Annotated in this window: 19 protein-coding genes; 8 read left to right on the top strand and 11 right to left on the bottom strand. The window is 73.9% G+C overall.

Annotated features, from left to right (window positions below; genetic code table 11):
* Positions 1-190: 190 nt before the first annotated feature.
* Both ACFT55_RS00755 and ACFT55_RS00750 read right to left on the bottom strand, forming a co-directional pair.
* Positions 191-1,285, bottom strand: a complete 1,095-nt coding sequence (locus tag ACFT55_RS00755; RefSeq protein ID WP_380240448.1) for an AI-2E family transporter — start codon at positions 1,283-1,285, stop codon at positions 191-193.
* Between the two features lie 116 nt (positions 1,286-1,401).
* Positions 1,402-1,821 (bottom strand): transferase, encoded by a 420-nt coding sequence (locus ACFT55_RS00750; RefSeq protein ID WP_380240446.1) that lies wholly within the window; start codon positions 1,819-1,821, stop codon positions 1,402-1,404.
* Positions 1,822-1,941: 120 nt separating this feature from the next.
* On the opposite strand from ACFT55_RS00750, the gene ACFT55_RS00745 reads away from it, so the two are divergent.
* Complete coding sequence (locus ACFT55_RS00745) at positions 1,942-2,946, top strand: phosphotransferase enzyme family protein (protein ID WP_380240444.1); 1,005 nt, start codon at positions 1,942-1,944, stop codon at positions 2,944-2,946.
* 6 nt (positions 2,947-2,952) lie between these two features.
* On the opposite strand, the gene ACFT55_RS00740 is transcribed toward ACFT55_RS00745, so the two are convergent.
* Positions 2,953-3,135, bottom strand: a complete 183-nt coding sequence (locus tag ACFT55_RS00740; RefSeq protein WP_380240441.1) for a hypothetical protein — start codon at positions 3,133-3,135, stop codon at positions 2,953-2,955.
* 57 nt (positions 3,136-3,192) lie between these two features.
* On the opposite strand from ACFT55_RS00740, the gene ACFT55_RS00735 reads away from it, so the two are divergent.
* A complete protein-coding gene (locus ACFT55_RS00735; protein ID WP_380240438.1) occupies positions 3,193-3,951 on the top strand; it encodes a GH25 family lysozyme in 759 nt (252 codons plus the stop codon).
* Between the two features lie 80 nt (positions 3,952-4,031).
* On the top strand, positions 4,032-5,210 hold the full coding sequence (locus ACFT55_RS00730; protein WP_380240436.1) for a VanZ family protein: 1,179 nt from the start codon (positions 4,032-4,034) through the stop codon (positions 5,208-5,210).
* Positions 5,211-5,223: 13 nt separating this feature from the next.
* Here ACFT55_RS00730 and ACFT55_RS00725 read toward each other — a convergent pair whose 3' ends face one another.
* Positions 5,224-6,276, bottom strand: a complete 1,053-nt coding sequence (locus ACFT55_RS00725) for a YihY/virulence factor BrkB family protein (RefSeq protein WP_380240434.1) — start codon at positions 6,274-6,276, stop codon at positions 5,224-5,226.
* A 122-nt stretch (positions 6,277-6,398) separates the two neighbouring features.
* Between ACFT55_RS00725 and ACFT55_RS00720 the strand changes: the two genes are divergently transcribed.
* Positions 6,399-6,908, top strand: a complete 510-nt coding sequence (locus ACFT55_RS00720) for an LURP-one-related/scramblase family protein (protein ID WP_380240432.1) — start codon at positions 6,399-6,401, stop codon at positions 6,906-6,908.
* A 10-nt stretch (positions 6,909-6,918) separates the two neighbouring features.
* Here ACFT55_RS00720 and ACFT55_RS00715 read toward each other — a convergent pair whose 3' ends face one another.
* Positions 6,919-7,629 carry a MarR family transcriptional regulator gene (locus tag ACFT55_RS00715; protein ID WP_380240430.1) on the bottom strand — a complete coding sequence of 237 codons (711 nt, stop codon included), beginning with the start codon at positions 7,627-7,629 and terminating at the stop codon, positions 6,919-6,921.
* A 232-nt stretch (positions 7,630-7,861) separates the two neighbouring features.
* Here ACFT55_RS00715 and ACFT55_RS00710 point away from each other — a divergent pair, with 232 nt between their 5' ends.
* Entirely contained in the window at positions 7,862-8,530 is a 669-nt protein-coding gene (locus ACFT55_RS00710; protein ID WP_380240428.1) for a DUF4097 family beta strand repeat-containing protein, read from the top strand.
* A 242-nt stretch (positions 8,531-8,772) separates the two neighbouring features.
* On the top strand, positions 8,773-9,093 hold the full coding sequence (locus ACFT55_RS00705; protein ID WP_380240426.1) for a hypothetical protein: 321 nt from the start codon (positions 8,773-8,775) through the stop codon (positions 9,091-9,093).
* Between the two features lie 22 nt (positions 9,094-9,115).
* Here ACFT55_RS00705 and ACFT55_RS00700 read toward each other — a convergent pair whose 3' ends face one another.
* The 6 genes from ACFT55_RS00700 to ACFT55_RS00675 form a co-directional block, all read right to left on the bottom strand.
* Positions 9,116-10,270, bottom strand: coding sequence for an FtsX-like permease family protein (locus ACFT55_RS00700; RefSeq protein WP_380240424.1), 1,155 nt, complete (start codon positions 10,268-10,270; stop codon positions 9,116-9,118).
* Positions 10,267-10,914 carry an ABC transporter ATP-binding protein gene (locus ACFT55_RS00695; RefSeq protein WP_380240422.1) on the bottom strand — a complete coding sequence of 216 codons (648 nt, stop codon included), beginning with the start codon at positions 10,912-10,914 and terminating at the stop codon, positions 10,267-10,269. Before ACFT55_RS00695 ends, ACFT55_RS00700 begins: the two co-directional genes overlap by 4 nt.
* Complete coding sequence (locus tag ACFT55_RS00690) at positions 10,911-12,053, bottom strand: peptidoglycan-binding protein (protein WP_380240420.1); 1,143 nt, start codon at positions 12,051-12,053, stop codon at positions 10,911-10,913. Before ACFT55_RS00690 ends, ACFT55_RS00695 begins: the two co-directional genes overlap by 4 nt.
* Positions 12,050-12,628 carry a hypothetical protein gene (locus ACFT55_RS00685; RefSeq protein ID WP_380240418.1) on the bottom strand — a complete coding sequence of 193 codons (579 nt, stop codon included), beginning with the start codon at positions 12,626-12,628 and terminating at the stop codon, positions 12,050-12,052. The genes ACFT55_RS00690 and ACFT55_RS00685 overlap by 4 nt, the downstream gene beginning before the upstream one ends.
* A 340-nt stretch (positions 12,629-12,968) precedes the next feature.
* Positions 12,969-14,120 carry an RDD family protein gene (locus tag ACFT55_RS00680; RefSeq protein ID WP_380240416.1) on the bottom strand — a complete coding sequence of 384 codons (1,152 nt, stop codon included), beginning with the start codon at positions 14,118-14,120 and terminating at the stop codon, positions 12,969-12,971.
* A 54-nt stretch (positions 14,121-14,174) separates the two neighbouring features.
* Positions 14,175-15,401 carry a PEP/pyruvate-binding domain-containing protein gene (locus tag ACFT55_RS00675; RefSeq protein ID WP_380240414.1) on the bottom strand — a complete coding sequence of 409 codons (1,227 nt, stop codon included), beginning with the start codon at positions 15,399-15,401 and terminating at the stop codon, positions 14,175-14,177.
* Positions 15,402-15,483: 82 nt separating this feature from the next.
* Between ACFT55_RS00675 and ACFT55_RS00670 the strand changes: the two genes are divergently transcribed.
* Positions 15,484-15,933 (top strand): DNA-binding protein, encoded by a 450-nt coding sequence (locus tag ACFT55_RS00670; RefSeq protein WP_380240412.1) that lies wholly within the window; start codon positions 15,484-15,486, stop codon positions 15,931-15,933.
* Positions 15,930-16,583 (top strand): transcriptional regulator, encoded by a 654-nt coding sequence (locus tag ACFT55_RS00665; RefSeq protein WP_380240410.1) that lies wholly within the window; start codon positions 15,930-15,932, stop codon positions 16,581-16,583. Before ACFT55_RS00670 ends, ACFT55_RS00665 begins: the two co-directional genes overlap by 4 nt.
* Positions 16,584-16,586 lie beyond the last annotated feature (3 nt).

Genomic DNA, 16,586 nt, shown 5'->3' with positions numbered 1-16,586 from the left:
GTTCCGAACCTGCCGAGGTAGCACCAAACCTGCTGAGGTAGCACCAAACCTGCCGAGGTAGTTCGGAGGATGCCGAGGTAGTTCTGAACCTGCCGAGGTAGTTCTGAACGTGCCGAGGTAGTTCGGAGAATGCCGAGGTAGTCACTGACGGCGCCCGTCCCGCACTCGCGGGGCCGGCGCCTTCGGTGCGTCAGCGCGAGCGGCGACCTTCAGGCCGTGGCTGCGGCTCGGGGTGTTCGGTGTCGCGGTCGGCCTGGCTGCCTGCGTGCCCGAGGACGTCGCGCACGATGACGGTCACGGGCGCGGAGAGCATCGCGCCCAGCAGGCCGGCCAGGACGGCACCGACGATCGTCGAGCCGAGGTTGACGATGGGGTGCAGGCGCAGCCGGTCGGAGGACAGCTTGGTGAGCATCAGCGTCTGCACCACGTTCTGCACCAGAAGGATCACGCCGAGCAGGATGAGGGCCTGCGTGGGGCCTTGCGAACCGAGCGCGATGAGGACGGCGAACGCGCCGGAGAAGATCGCGCCCAGGTAGGGGATGTACGACGTCACGAAGGTGACGAGCGCGATGGAGAAGGCGAGCGGCACGTCGAGCAGGACCGCGGCGAGCGCGATGAGCGCGGCCGTGACGAGGCTCGACGTCGTCAGCGCACCGAAGTAGCGGCGCAGCGTCGTGGTGGCCTCGTCGACGACGACGCGGCCGGAGGTGCCGCCGACGGACGAGTGCCGCGCCGCGAACTCCTCGATGCGGGGCCAGTCGGCCATGACGTAGAAGAGGAAGAACACGGCGATGAACGTGCCGACGACGAACGCGGCCGCGCTGGAGAACACGCTGCCGAACAGGCTGGCGACGCCGCCTGCCAGAGCGCCCGACGTGTCCTGCAGATCGACCCCGGACAGGTCCCACGTCGTGCCGGCGAGCTGCTCCTGGAGGGTGGCGAGCCCGCTGGCGAGCCGGTCGGCGATCTCGGCGGACTGGTCGGAGATGCCGTCGGCCGTCACGCCGACGGCGAGCGCGAGGACGCCGCCCAGCGCGACGAGGACGGCGAGCGACCCGAGGCCGCGGCGCAGCCCGAGGCGCTCGAGCCGGTCCACGAGGGGATGGAGCAGCAGGCCGAGGACGGCCGCGACGACGAGCGGCACGGCCAGCCCGCTGATGGCGGACACGGTGGCGTAGACGACGACCGCGGCGGCGGCGATGCCGACGACGGCCCATCCGATCCGGCCCAGGCGCAGCACGCGCTCGCCGGGTGCGTGGGCGGTCTCGGGGACGGGGTCCGGCACGGCTCTCCTCGGGTCGGTCCCGAGCATCATCCCGCGCACGGCCGCCGAGCGCGCGTCGCGCGGAGCGTCCGCGCAGGTGGCGGGCTGACGGTGCGTGAGGCTGGGTGGCGGTGCGGTCAGGCCGCGGTGCCGAAGTCCTTGCGACGGCGCGTGCCGTGCGCGGTCTCGCCGTCGGGCACGATCGCGTCGGGCGGCACCACGGTGCCGGCGGGCACGCGGCTGTCGGTGCCGAGCCGGCTCCCGGCGCCGACCCGTGACCCGTCGCCGACGACGCCGCGGACGCCGACGTGCACGTTCTCGTCCACGTGGGCGCCGCGGCCGACGACCGCGTCCACGTCGACCCAGCTGAACCGGCCCACCTGGGCGTGCGCGCCCACGCGGGCCCCCGCCTCGACGTACGCGCCGGGCCTGATGGTCGCGTCGGGGTGGACGGTGGCGTGCGGCGAGACGTACCCCTCGCCGTTGTCGTGCCGGAGGTAGCGGGTGAACTTCCCCGGCTCGTGCTCGATCTCGACCTTTCGGGCGATGCGTCGCAACGGTGCTCCTCGTTCGGTGCCGTGAATCCGCTGACATAACGTGCCACGGGGTGGAGTTGTTCCCGGACGGTGTGCCGAGGCACCGGTCCCAGGGCGAGCACGCGGTGAGAGGGTGGCCAGGTGGATGCCGCACCGTCGCCCGCCGCCGGGCCCCTCACGGCCCTGCTCCGGGACGCGTTCGGCGTGCAGGTGCACGGCGTGGAGCGGGTCCCCGCGGGCACGGCGACCGACAACGTCGTCGTGACCACGTCGGACGGCGCGCGCCGCTTCGTGAAGTCGTACCGCACACCCGGGGAGGTGTCGGCCGCGGTGGCCGCGATCGAGCTCACCGAGTTCGCCGGGGCAGGGGGGACGCCGGTGCCCCGCGTGTACCGGGACGCCTCCGGGGGCGTGGTCGGGCAGGGGTACGGGCTGAGCGTCTCGGTCTGGGAGCTCGTCGAGGAGGCATCCACCGCGGAGGGCGGGCTCCGGGGTGACCTGTGGCGCGCCGTCGGGACGACGGTCGGCCAGCTGCACCGGCACCTGGCGACCCACCCGGCCGGACCACCGACGACGATCCCGGCGTCCGCGCTGGTCGACCTCCCGGCCGCCAGGGCCCGGTATGACCGGCTCGTCGAGGAGTACCGCCGGAGCGGCGTCACCGACGACTTCGGTGCGTGGGCGCACGACGCCCTGGTCGAGAGGCGGGCGCTGCTGCCGCACGTCGGAGGGTTGCTCGACGCGTTGCCGCCATTGACGGTCCAGACCCTGCACGGCGACCTGGCGGCACCGAACGTCCTGGTGCGCGGGGATGCCGTGGCGGCGGTGATCGACTTCCAGCCGCCCTCGGCCGGGTACCTCGCCTGGGAGATCGCCCGGATCGCCTGCGACCCCCGCACCGTCGTCACCACCCCTGGATGGCAGCACGGGCTGTCGGCACTCCTCGACGCCTACGAGACGGCCTACCCTGCCGTGCGTCCGGCCGACCTCGCGTCGGTCGTGGCGGTGGGCTGCGCCTACACGCTCGCCTCGACGTACCCGCTCGGCGCTCCCGTCCACGACCCGCACACGGTGGACGACGTGCTCCGGACGTATGCACGGCAGCGGCACGAGGCCGCCCTCGTCATGCTGGACGCCGTGCTGTGAGCCCGCTCAGCCCGCTCCGACCGTCCGCAGCAGCCACTCCGCCTCGCGCAGCTCGTCGTCCTTCTGGTCCGGGACGGGGCTGACATCGAGCGAGGCGCGGAGCTCGTCAGGTGCTGCGGGCGCGTCGAGGTGCCGGTAGCGCTCTCGCGGGTCGGGCCCGTTCGAGGGACCCACGGTCTCGGCCGTCATCCCTCCACGGTACGCGCGAGGGAGACCGCAGGCACCGTCGTCCGGCAGGATCAGAGGGTGAACGACAGCGCAACGCCCCGCCGAAGGCCCTGGCGTGCCGTGGGGATCGCTGCCGGGGCGGTCGTCCTGGTGCTCGCGGTCCTCGCCGTCCTGGTGTGGGCGGGGGTGCTGTGGCCCAACCGGGTGACGGCCGCGAAGTTCGCCGTCCGCGGCGTGGACGTCTCCGCCTACCAGGGCGAGATCGACTGGCCCACGCTCGCGGGCCAGGACATCGACTTCGCGTTCATCAAGGCCACCGAGGGCTCCAGCCACGAGGACGAGCGGTTCGCGGCGAGCTGGGCCGCCGCCCGTGACACCGACCTGCTCGTCGGCGCGTACCACTTCCTCAGCTTCGAGAGCACGGGCGCCGACCAGGCGGCCCACATGATCGACGTCGTCCCCGCCGAGAGCGGCACGCTCCCGCCCGTCGTCGACGTCGAGTACTACGGCGACTTCGCCAGCCACCCGCCCGAGGTCTCGAAGCTGCGGGGCATCCTCGACCCGATGCTCGACGCCCTCGAGGACCACTACGGCGTCCCGCCGATCATCTACACGACGGAGCAGATCCGGTCGGAGTACCTGGGCGGCGCGTACGACCGCTACCCGCTGTGGATCCGCTCCGTCGCCACCAGCCCCGACGTGCCGCGGCGCGACTGGGAGTTCTGGCAGTACTCCGACCACGACACCCTGCCGGGCTACGCCGGTGACGAGCAGTACATCGACATGAACGTCTTTGACGGCACCCTCGACGACCTCCGCGCCCTGACGCAGCCGTGACCTCCCGTCCCCGGGCGGCTCCGGTGTGATCTCCGCCGTCCGACCGGCGGGAGGGGGACGGCGCCGCTACGGTCGGCCGCGTGGTGGATCGGTGGGCATGGCCGGCGATGATCGGCATCGGCTTCGGGGTGGTCGCGTTCCTCGCGGTGCTGGTCCCCGTGCTCCTGGTGCAGCAGCGCCGGTACGGGCGGCTCGACGCGCGGCGCGTGCTGGGGGCGGCGGCGCTCGCGGTGTACGTCGTGACGCTGCTCGCGTACACGATGCTGCCGTTGCCGTCGGGCGACCTCGTGCAGTGGTGCGCCGCGCACGGTGTCGCCGGGGCGGAGCTGACGCCGTTGCACTCGCTCGACGACGTCCGCCGGGACACGGCCGGGCTCGGCCTGCTGGCCACGCTGCGCAGCGTGGCGGTGCTGCAGGTGGCGTTCAACGTGCTGCTCTTCGTGCCGTGGGGTGTGCTGGCGCGCCGCTACCTCGGCTGGGGCGTCGTGGTGTCCACCGTGAGCGCGCTGGTCGCGTCGGTCGGGATCGAGACCGTGCAGTACACGGGCATCTTCGGGCTCATCCCGTGCTCGTACCGCGTCGCGGACGTCGACGACGTCCTCGCCAACACCCTCGGCGGGCTGGTCGGCGCCCTCGTGGCGCCGGTCGTGCTGCGCTGGATGCCGCAGTCGCGCGCGCTCTCCGCGGCACGCCTGGAGCCTCGCCCGGTGACGTTCTGGCGCCGTCTCCTCGGGATGCTCACGGACCTGCTGGCGGCGTTCGCGCTGGGCGCCGCGCTGCAGCTGGCGTACCGCGCGGGGGTCGTGGCGACCGGCCACGAGCTGCCCTCGGCCACCACCTGGCCCGACGTGCTGCTCGGCACGGTGGTGCCGGCCGTGCTGGTCTTCTTCGTGCCGCCGTGGGTCGGGACGGGGGCGTCGCTCGGGCAGCGGGCGGTGTGGCTCGAGCCGCGCTGGCCGGACGGCGCGGGCGGCCTGCGCCGCGGCTCGCTGCCGCACCGGGTGGCCCGCGGGTACCTGCTGCTCGGCCTGTACGGCGCGCTCGGGGTCGTGGAGGCCGTGCCGCCCGGCGACGCGTCGAACGCGTGGGCCGGCACGCTGCAGAACGTCGTCGCCCTCGCGGCGCTCGTCGGCGTCGCCGCGACCCGTGACCGTCGCGGCCTCGCCTGCGCACTCACTGGCGCGCGCCTCGTCGACGCCCGCGTCCCTGTCGACCCCGACCTCCCGGACCCCGCCCGTTCAGGCCGGGGCCCGCGGTGACGGTGGGCCGCGGTCAGTCGCCGCGCCCGTCGCGGGCGGCGGACTCCCGGACCGCACGGGCCTCCGCGACGGCGTCGGCGCGCTTGGCGGCCTTCTTGTCGCTGGCGCGGGTGTCGCGCGGCGGCAGCTGGATGGCCTCCTCCGCGGCGATCCCGCCCTGCAGCTCGCGGCTGCGCTCCAGCTCGGCGTCCAGCTCGGCGCCGAAGAGGAGGGCGAGGTTCGTGATCCACAGCCACAGCAGGAACACGATGACGGTCCCGAGCATCCCGTACGAGCCATAGCTCCCGAAGTTCGCCACGTAGAAGGCGAACGCCGCCGACGCGATCAACCAGACGACGATCGCCACCACGGCGCCGACGCTGATCCAGCGGAACTTGGGCTGCTTCACGTTGGGGGTGAGGTGGTAGAGCAGGGCGACGACGACGATGACGAGCAGGAGCGCGACGGGCCACTTGGCGATGTTCCACGCGGTCAGGGCGGCGTCCCCGAGGCCGACCGCGTCCCCGATCGACCGGGCGACCGGCCCGGACAGCACCAGCGACGCCACGATGATCGCCGCCAGGACGACCACGACGAGCGTCACCAGCAGCAGCAGCGGCCGCAGCTTCCAGATCGGGCGTCCCTCCTCGACCTCGTACACGCGGTTCATCGCACGTCCGAACGCCGTCACGTACCCGGAGGCGGACCACAGCGCGATGACGAGGCCGACCACCAGGGCCAGTCCGGCGCCGGTGGAGTTCACCAGGTTCTCGACGAGCGGCTTGACGATCGCGAGCGTCTCCTCGGGCAGGAAGTCGCTCACGGTCGTCAGGATCGAGTTGATCGCCTTCTCGGGGTCGCCGACGAAGCCGAGCAACGACACCAGCGCCAGCAGGGCGGGGGCCGCGGCCAGGACGGCGTAGTAGGTCAGCGCGGCGGCCAGGTCGGTGCACTGGTCGTCCATGAACTCCCGGACGGCCCCCTTGGACGCCAGTCGCCACGACGGCTTCTTCAGGTCCTTCGGGGAGTCCGGCTTGCGGGGGTCGTCAGGCGCGGGCTCGGTGCGCGGATCTTCGGTGTCGGGCACGGCGACCTCCTCAGGCGCGGCGGCGGGGTGCCACCAGGGACACCACCAGGCTCGATGCGTGCGGGCATGCCCGCAAGGCAGACCCGATGGCACGGCCGCGGGAGGCTCGGCATGCTGGGTCCATGGCTCTCCCTCCGCCGTCACCAGGCTGGACCCGCTACGTCGTGAAGGCGAAGGCGCTGAGCGTCGGCCGCGACTTCCGCGTCACCGACCTCGCCGGCAGCGACGTCTTCGTCGTCGACGGCAAGGTGGGGCCGCGTGAGCGGGCCGACGTGCTCGACGCCGCGGGCACCATCCTCTACCGCGTCGCCGGCCGGGTGCTCAACGTCCCGAAGCACATGACGATCACGGACGCGGCGGGCACCGAGGTCGCCTCGCTGCACGGCAAGCTGTTCTCGCCCGTGCGGTCGCGGATGACGCTCACGGTGCCCGACGGGCCGGCGTGGGAGCTGCAGGGGAACTTCGTCGAGAAGGAGTACACCGTCACCTCGGGCGGTGTGCCCGTCGCCGTGATCACCCAGAAGTGGGTCACCGTGCGTGACACCTACACGCTCGACGTCGCCGACGGTGTCGTCCCGGGGCTCGCGCTCGCGGTGCTGTGGGCCGTGGACCGCTGGGTCGAGAGGCGCTGACGCCGTCCGCCTACCGCTCTGCCGGGGTGTGCAGGAGCTCGCGGGCCTGCTCGGCGGCACGGCTGATGCTCTCCCCGACGAAGTCCATGAACCGGGCCATGTTCTCGAGGCGCGCGCCCGCAGGCGTGTCGCGACCGAGGACGCCGACGCCCGCGCGGGCGGCCTCGGCGAGCTGGGCGTTGGAGCGCGCCGCCGCGATCATCGACTGGTACCAGGCGTCGCCGTCGGCGGCGTAGCGCTCCCGGCGCCCCTCGGCACGCTCGCGCCGGACGAGGCCGAGGTTCTCCAGGAGGGAGATCGCCTTGGAGACCGACGCCGGGCTGACCTGGAGCCGCTCGACGAGCTCGGCCGCGGTCAGGCTGCCGGAGTCCGCGACGTACAGCAGGGTGAGCACGCCCGCCGCCGTGCGGGGCAGGCCGGACTGCATGAGCAGGGTCGTGAAGCTCTCCTCGTACGCGCGCAGCGCCGCGTCGTCCTGGCCCGCCGCACTCGTGGTGCGGGTGCCGCGCGCGGCGGGACGACGGCGGTGCGCCGCCTGCTGCGCCGTGCGGTGGGCCAGGTCGGCGCGGTAGGCGCCGGGGCCGCCGTGGCGCAGCACCTCGCGCGTGACCGTCGACGTCGGCCGGTCGATGCGTCGGGCGATCTCGGCGTAGGCGAGGTCGTCGGCGAGGCCGGCGGCGATCTGCTGACGCTCCTGGGCGGTGAGCCGGCCTCCCGGCATGGCGGTCCTCCTGGGTCGTGGGGCACCCACGTTACGTTCATCCTGGGTTGGATGCAACGAATAGCGCGCTCGAGGTTGCGTTACTCTTCACGACGGATGCAACGATAAAGGGCATATGACCTGCGTAAACATATCTCTCGTGCAACAAACACTCTTGCCGAGATGGCGAACGCAACGTAGCGTTTCGCAAGTCAGAAAGCGACCGCACGGATCACCACAGGAGCTGAGCACGATGCAGACCTTCCAGACCACCACCGCCACCGCCACCGCCGTCGTCCACCTTCCGGCCGGCCGGCTCACCGTCGTCGCGGCGGACCGCCAGGACACCACCGTCGACGTGCGGCCCGCCAACCCTGCGAAGCGCCGGGACGTCGAGGCCGCCGAGCGCACGACCGTCGACTTCGCCGACGGAGTCGTGCGCGTCACCACGCCTGCGGAGCACCGTGCCCTCGGCAGCACCGGCTTCGTCGACGTGACCGTGCAGGTGCCCTCCGGGTCCCGGCTCCAGGCCGAGGTCGCCAGCGCCGAGGTGCGCGTCGTCGGCCGCCTCGGCGACGTCGTCGTCGAGAACGCGCACGGCGACATCAAGGTCGACGAGGCCGCCACGGCCCGCCTCACCACCCAGGCGGGGGACATCACCGTCGGCCGGCTCACGGACTCCTCGACGCTGCGCACCGCGAAGGGCGACCTGCGCGTCGACGAGGCCACCGCGGGCACGCTCGAGCTGGACACGCAGCTCGGCGGCATCACCGTGGGCGTCGCCGCCGGGGTGACGGCGTCGCTCGACTCCGGCACCGCCCTCGGCCGGGTGCGCAACGCGCTCGCCAGCACCGGCGGCGCCGTCACGCTGCAGATCCGCGCCACCACCGCGATGGGCGACATCTCCGCCCACAGCCTCTGAGCGGGTGGCACCGGCGCACAGGCTCGCCGGGGCGACGAGTTTCGTCGCTCCGGCGGGTCTGCCCGCCATGACACTCACCGGAAGGCTCGACGCCCGTTTCAGCGAGGCCACCGCACCGACGCCGTGGCAGGAGGTCGACGACGCGCTGACGGCCGCGACGTCTTACCGCCTGACGACGGTGCGGGCGGACGGTCGCCCGCACGTCACGCCGCTGGTCGGCGTGTGGGTCGACGGCGGCTTTCGTGTTCTGCACCGGGCCCGAGGAGCAGAAGGCCCGCAACCTCGCCCACGGACCGCACGTGGCGGTCACCATCGGCTCGGACACCTGGGACGCCGGGCTGGACGTCGTCGTCGAGGGCGACGCCGTCCGCGCGACCGGCGGTCCCGAGCTGCGCCGGCTCGCCCACGCGTTCCGCGCCAAGTACGGCGACGCCTGGGACTTCGAGAACGACGACGAGGCGTTCGACCCCCACGGCCAGCGCGCCCTGGTCTACCGCGTCGTCCCCGACAAGGTGCTCGCGTTCGCCAAGTCGCCGCACGGTCAGACGACGTTCCGCCCCTGACGCACGGTGCGCCCGACTGCGGTCAGGGCACCCGCATCTCGTGGAGCGGGTCGCGACGGGCGGCCGCGACGGCGGGGGCGATGCCGCCGACGACTGCCGTCACGACGGCGAGCAGTGCGACGGCGAGGACGAAGCGCGGGGGAGCGACGGGGTCCTGGGACACGATGAGGACCGCACCCGCCGCGGTGGTCCCGACGACGGCGCCCATGGCGGCGAGGATCGCGACCTGGACCAGGAGCAGGGCGACGAGCAGCGGTTGCGACGCGCCGAGCGCCCGCCGTCGGCCGAAGTCCTTGCGCCGCATCATCACCAGCCCGAAGAGCAGGCTGCCGACCAGCAGGGCGGTCAGCACCAGGACGCCTACCACCAGGGTGGAGCCGAACGTCCCCAGCGTGTCGCCGACGATGGCCTGCAGCTCGGCGAGCTGCCGGCTGGTCGTCACGGTGATCGACTCCGGGTCCCGCACCCCGAGCACGGAGACGACGGTGTCGGCCAATACCGGGACGTCCTGTGCCGTCTTGGCGACCAGGACGACGGCGCCGACGGGCTCGTCGCCTGTCGCCGCCGTCGGGACGAGGATCAGGGGCTCCATGAACGCCAGCTGCGCGGGGGTGTCGAGCGTGCCGACCACGCCGAGGGACCCCCCGTCGACGGCGGACACGGAACCGAACCCCGCGACGAGGCCGAGCCGGTCCATCGCCTGTGCCGAGGCATAGGCATCCTGGCCGGGCAGGGGCGTCGTCGGGGGGACCCCGAGCTCGCCGTCGTGACCCTCGCCGTCATGACCGGAGGGAGCGTCGGACGTGCGGTAGACCGCGCGAGCCGGCACCTTGAGCCCGCCGGGGACGGCGGTCGCGGTGACGTCGGCCGCTTGGCCGAACACCCCGAACCACGCGACCTGGTCGATGGGCGCGATCCGCCCGATGACGTCGGTCGTCACGCCGGCGCGGGGATCGGCATAGACGACGATGGTCCTCGACCCCGCGGAGTCGAGGGTGTCGGCGACAGCCTCCCGGGCGCCGACGGCGCGCCCCTGGGTGAGCAGCACCGCCGCGCACATGGCGGCGACGGCGAGGATCGTCATGATGGACATGACCGGGCTCGAGCGCGCCATCTCGGCCGACTCGCGCAGGACGGCTCCCGCGCGGCGCGCCCGCATCGCCGTCCCGCCCGTCACAGTCGCACCACGCGGTCGCAGCGGTCGACCAGGGCCGGGTCGTGGGTGGCGACGACGACGCTCCCGCCGCGGTCGGCCACCTCGCGCATGGCCGCGACGACGGCGGCCGCGCTCTCGGCGTCCAGGTTCCCGGTCGGTTCGTCCGCGAGGAGGACGCGCGGCTCGCGCAGGAGCGCCCTGCACAGCGCGATGCGTTGCGCCTGGCCGCCGGAGACCTGCCCGGGCTTGCGGTGGACGGGGACGTGAACGCCCAGGCGTTCGATCAGCGCCTGTGCTTCCGCGACGTTCTCCCGTCGCCCTTCGTGGCGGTAGAGGGTGGTCTCCAGGACGTTGTCGAGCACCGTGCGGGTCGCGTCGAGGGCCGCGTCCTGGAAGACGAACCCGAAGTGGTGGGCCCGCAGCGCGGCGCGCTGCGTGTCGCGCAGCCTGGTGACGTCCCGACCGTCGAGGAGGATGCGGCCGGCCCGCGGACGCATCATCAGCCCGAGCAGGTAGAGCAACGTGGACTTGCCCCGCCCGGACGGGCCGGTCAGCGCGGTGACGTGCCCCGCCGCGAACTCCTGCGACCACCCGGTGAGCACCGGTGCGCTCCGGCGGTAGCCGAACTCCAGGCCCTCGCAGGCCAGCGCGGGCACGCCGGTCATGCCCCGCCCTCTGCCGGTGCTCGGACGCGCAGGCCGGGCTCCACGCCGTCGATCACGGCCATCCCCTTTGCGGACGCGACGACGGTCACCGGGTGCTCGGCCCCGTGCGCGTCGACCACGACGACCCCTCCGTCGGCGTCGGTCTTCAGCGCCGCGGACGGCACCACGAGGCCCCCGACTGTTGGCACCGTGATGATCTCCGCCGACAGGAGCGACCTTTCGGCCACCGGTATCTGGGCGCACTGATCTGCGCAGATCGCCGCACCGTCGGCCCCGCGGAGCTCCAGGACGACGGTGCCCTGTGTCGTGTCCTCGTGGCGCCCCGCCACGGTCGCGGACCACGGGTCACCCTTCGGGCCGGTGATGCGGACCTCCGTGCCGTCGATCACCGCGTCGGCCTGCTCGGGGGCGAGCGGCACCGTGAACGCCGGGGCCTTCGGCAGGCTGCTCACCACCGCTTCGTCCCCGCTCAGCCGCGCCCCGCGCTGCACCACGTCGTCGTCCAGCATCAGGCGAGTCGGGAGGCTCTCAGGCAGGAAGACCACGTCACCGACCCGGACCACGCCGTCGGCGACGACCCCGAGGTCGCGTTGCCACGCGCGCACGGCGGTGGACGTGACGCTGCCGAACTCTCCGTTCGGCTCGACGCGGAGGTATCCGAGGCCCACGAGCAGCCGTTGCAGCTGCGCGACGTCCTCGCCCTTCGTCCCAGCGGCCATGTCCCGGTACGCCGGCACCTGACCGCTCGCCGCGACCACCGGCCTCTCGTCGACGTCGTACAGAGCGTCCCCCGGCGCGACCCGGTCGCCCGGCCGCACGCCGACCGAGGTCACGATGCCTGCGGCGCGGTTGATCCCCGTGGGGCGCGGGGCCCAACGGGCTGCGGCGTTGAGCGTCATCGACTCCCCGATCTCGCCCGAGGTCACCGCCACCGTCGTGAACGCCGCCTGCGGGGGCGCCGCGCCAGGACCCTGGAGCACCTGGCTCGCGGCCCAACCGGCGGCCCCGGCGACCGCCATGCAGGCGACGGCGCCGACGACGAGAGGCCACCGGCGACGGCGGTCGGCCGTCAGGACCTCGTCCAGCTGACCAGCACCGGTGGATCTGGTCCCGTCAGCCGTCGTCCGGACGATCGTCACGGGAGATAGATCCTCTGCGCCGGATCCGGACACTTCTCGTACAGTTCCGGGAGCTTCGTGCTGTCGAAGGTGCTGCTGAACTGGAGCTCGGCGTACGGCAGCCACACGTCCCCGTCCGGGTGGTTCATCTGATCGATCCACACGTCCACCGACGGTGGCTCGGCGATCGTGTAACCCTCGTCCATGAGGCACGAACGCGTCTCGACCTCGAGGGCGTATCTCTCGCGCAGCGAGTCCTCCGTGACCTCGGGGAACGGGTACCGGGCGTTGGCTTCGGCCCAGCACGCGTCGAGATCCTTGCTGTAGGCGTCCTGCTGCTCCTCCGGAACCAGACCGCTGATCTCGCCGTCGTCGGTCAGCTGAACCTGCGCCCAGCCTCGTTCAGTGATGCAGGCGTACGCGATCTCGCCGCTGAGCTGGGACAGGGTCTTGCCGTCGATCAGCCCGTCCGGCCCGACCTGATCGAAGGAGGTCGGCGTGGGGGACGCCTGTACCTCGCTGGCTTGCAGAGGCGATTCTGCGACGGAGCCGTCACCACCCGAGCACGCCGAGACCCCACCGGCTGCGGCGACCATGACCACCGTCGTCCAGAGATGCTGCCGTGCGCCACGCCGACCCCTCGTCATGCGGCTTTCACGCGGCCAGCCGTGGCAGCGGAGGCACTCAGCGCCTTGCCGAATCTCATCCATTCTCCTTGGGCGAAGAGATCCTCGTGGCCCTCGTGGCGCTGAAGATAGCAGAAGTCGACGACCGGCCATGCGCGAGCATCGTGCCTGGTCAGCAGGGGTGGCGACTCCCCGATGCGCGAGACCACGTGGTCCGGCCGAACGGGCTGCTCCGCGTCCTGGGGCAGCCCTCGGACCGGTCGAGGCAGCGGCGTGGTCGTCGTCTTGACGGAGATGTCGCGCCGCCCGGTCACAGGCGGTCGGGGAGGGGGTCCGCGTCGATGGCCGGCACGGGGACCGAGCACTCGGCCAGCACTGACCCGTGCTCGTCCATGAGCGCCGCGCGGGCGGTCCAGCCGGCTGGGTCCCGCGGCACGGCGACGGTCGCGGACGCGATCTCGTCGGGGACGGACAGCCCGAGGTCATCGACGTCGCCGGTGCTGCCGTCGTCGGTGCTGCCGTCGTCGACGACCCCGCCGAACGGGCCACCCGAGGTATAGGCGTCGTCTCCCCTGGGCGAGGTCACCGCCACGGCGGCCGTGGTGGTGCCGACGTCGGGGTTGTCGTCCGCATCGATGCCGAGGCCGGTGGACCAGGCCACGGAGACCTGCCAGCGCTGCTCGGTGATGCGGGTCAATCCGAGGCGGGAGACCCACCGGGTGTCGCGCGAGCTCGCGAGGACGGCCGTCGCCGCGAAGTCCCCGGTGCCGATGCACGACGTCTGCTCGGACATCTGCTGGCTCCCGCCGCTGGTCGACGTGATGCTGGCGGCGGTCGCCGCCGCGCACACGACGAGGGCGACGGCGCCGGTCACGCGCCGGGGCCAGCGCAGCCACGGCGCGCGGGAGTCGCGGGCGGCCCGCAGGCGAGCCACGAGCGGGTGCGGCGGGGGAGCAGTGGTGCGGACGGCGACGGTACCGAGCAGCGAGTCGGCGAACGTGCGGCCCTCGCGGTGGAAGGCGGCACGGATGTAGCCGATCAGGAGGATCGCGTCGAGCACGTGCGCGAACCACCGCAGCGCCGTGCCCGGCAGCCCGATCGGGCGGCCGGACCGGTCGTCGACCACCGAGATGCCGGCGACCCGCTTGCCCGGCGTCATGCCCGTGTACGCCTGGAGCGCGCCGAGCAGCAGCAACGTGCCCGCGGCCCACGCCGCGGCGGCGGCGTCGTCGGACGGGCCGCTGCTGTCCCCCAGGCCGGGGAGAGCTGCCAGCCCCGTGTCGCTGCCGGTGGCGAGAAAGACGACCGACCCCACGACGGCGGAGTCCAGCAGCACGGCGAGCAGGCGCAGACCCCAGGCGGCGCGGGGCCGCTCGTCGGAGAACGGGCCGAGGGCGTGCTCGATCGTCAGGGGCGGGTTCGGTGGTGCGGGCGGAGGCGCCACCGGTGCCGGCGAGGTCATGGCGGGATGTTTCCACGGGCGAGCGTCCGCGTCCATGGCGTGCCCAGCCCCTGCTCAGCGGGCGGGGTGCGCGGTGACCGTGCCCACGTCGCCGTCGACGGCGAGCGTCCCGCCGTCGCGCAGGACGTCGGTCGCGCCGGGCACGCCGAGCACCGCCGGGAGCCGCAGCTCGCGCGCGACGATCGCGGCGTGCGACAGCAGCCCGCCCGTCTCGGTGACGACGGCGGAGACGACGCCGAACAGGGGCGTCCACGCCGGGTCCGTCTCGCGGCACACGAGCACGTCGCCGGCGCGGACCGTGCCGAAGACCTCCGGCCCGCGCACCACGCGCGCGGGCCCGGTCGCGCGCCCACCGCTCGCCCCGACGCCCCGCACCACCGCCTCCCTGTCGCTGTGAGCGGGCATTTGGCCCTTGATTCGGCCTGGAACGGGGCCAAACGCCCGCCCACAACCAGCGGGCAGGGGGGCCGTGACGGGGCGGGCCTGCAGCAGCCAGACGGCGCCGTCGTCGTCCACCGCCCACTCCACGTCCTGCGGCCCGCCGAGCAGCGCGGCCGCGCGGTCGCCCAGCGCTGCGACGCGCAGCACCGTGGCGTCGTCGAGGCAGAGCCGGTCGCGGTGGGACGCGGGGACGTCGCGCACGGCGGTCCCGCCGGGGGAGCGGTCGACGCGGGTGCGCTTGGACCCCGGGCGCCGGTCCCGGAGGCCGCCGCCGTCGACCGTCCAGCGGTCGGGGTCCACCGCTCCGCGCACGACGCTCTCGCCCAGTCCCCACGAGCCCTCGACCACCGTGTGCCCGCCGTCCGTGAACAGCACACCCGCGGCGCGGGCGTCGACCAGGCGCTGCACGAGGACCGCGACCTCGACAGCGGAGATCTCGCCCTCCCCGGCCGCGGTGCCCGTCCTCGTGCCCGCCGTCGCCCCGCGGTAGGCGGTGGCGCGCACGCTCGTCGCGGACGCGCGACAGGCCACGACCGCGGCCGCGACGGCGCGCGGGCCGACGACGCCGAGCACCGTCTCGTACTGTCCTGCCGCCGACGCGCGCGGCCCGTCCTCGTCCGTCGCCGAGGACCGCACCGCGACGGCGGCTCTCTCGGCCCCGGGCCCGGCGAGGTCGTCCAGCCCGGCGGCGACTGCGGCGGGCAGGTCGTGGTCCGGGACGCCGGCGGGCACTACGAAGCCCGCCGGCACCGGGAGGCCGGTCCGCCGCAGTGCACCGAGGGCGGCGGCCTTGCCTCCGTGCGCCGCGGTGGCGCCGTCGAGCGACACGACCGTCTCCACACCACACCTCCGCCCGGCGACATCAACAGAGCGTTGTCAACGCGGTGTTGACAACAGTGTGTTGATGGTGCACGGTCACGGGATGGAACGCAAGCCCCACGCCGAGGACTCCGGACATCGCCCCGGCTCGGACCAGGACGCCGCCGACGTCGAGGCGCGGGCCCGGCGCACGCTGCTCGACCTCGGCGGGGAGGCGCTCGCCCGACGTCCGTGGCAGCCGGCCGGGGTGCCGCCGTCGGCGACGGACCTCGTCCGGCACTACCTGTGGCGCTCGGCTGCCGGTGGCCTCACTGCGGAGGAGGACGCCGCGGGGGCGCTCGCGGCCCTCGCGCTGGTGCCCGCCGCGCGGTCCGAGGCCGAGCAGCTCGAGACCGCGGCGCTCTTCACGGCGCGCGCCGCCGGGCACACCTGGGGCCGGATGGCGGGGGCGCTCGGGCTCGGCTCGCCGCAAGCCGTGCAGCAGCGGCTCGACCGGCTCGTCGCGCGGTCGGACGGTACGCACTGGACGCACGATGGCGGGGAGGCGGGATGAGCCGGCCGTCCGACCCCGAGCTCCTGGTCCTCCACGCCGTCCGGGTGCGGGGCGCCGCGGACGACGACGCGGTCGCCGCCCGCTCCGGGCTTGCCCTCGACGTCGTGCGCGAGATCCTGCTCGACCTGGAGGCGCTCGGCTGCCTGACCTGGTCGGAGTTCGCCGGCACGGGTGCCTGGTCGCTCACCGCCCGGGGTCGCGCCGAGGACGAGCAGCGGCTCGCGGCCGAGCTGGCGGCGGACCCGTCGGGGCGCACGGAGGCCGTCGTGCGGGCGGCGCTCCCGACGTTCGACCCGCTCAACGCCCGCCTGCTGCGGGCGTGCACCGACTGGCAGCTCCGACCGGCGGGGGACGGGCGCCTCGACGTCAACGACCACGGCGACGCCGCCTGGGACGCTCGCGTGCTCGACGGGCTCGCCGCCGTGGTCGACGACGCGCGGCCGCTGCTCGCCGGGCTCGCGGCCGAGCTCGACCGGTTCGCGGGGTACGACGAACGGCTCGACGACGCGCTCGCGGGCGCGCGTTCCGGCGACGGCGCGCGCGTGGCGGGGGTCGGGGCGGCCTCCGTCCACGGGGTGTGGATGGAGCTGCACGAGGACCTCCTCGCCACGGCCGGGGTGCCCCGAGGCGCGGGCATCCCGGAGCGCTGACAC

Source organism: Isoptericola sp. NPDC057191 (genome assembly GCF_042670225.1).
In the GTDB taxonomy this organism is placed as follows: Bacteria; Actinomycetota; Actinomycetes; order Actinomycetales; family Cellulomonadaceae; genus Isoptericola.
This window is presented reverse-complemented; position numbering and strand designations above follow the sequence as displayed.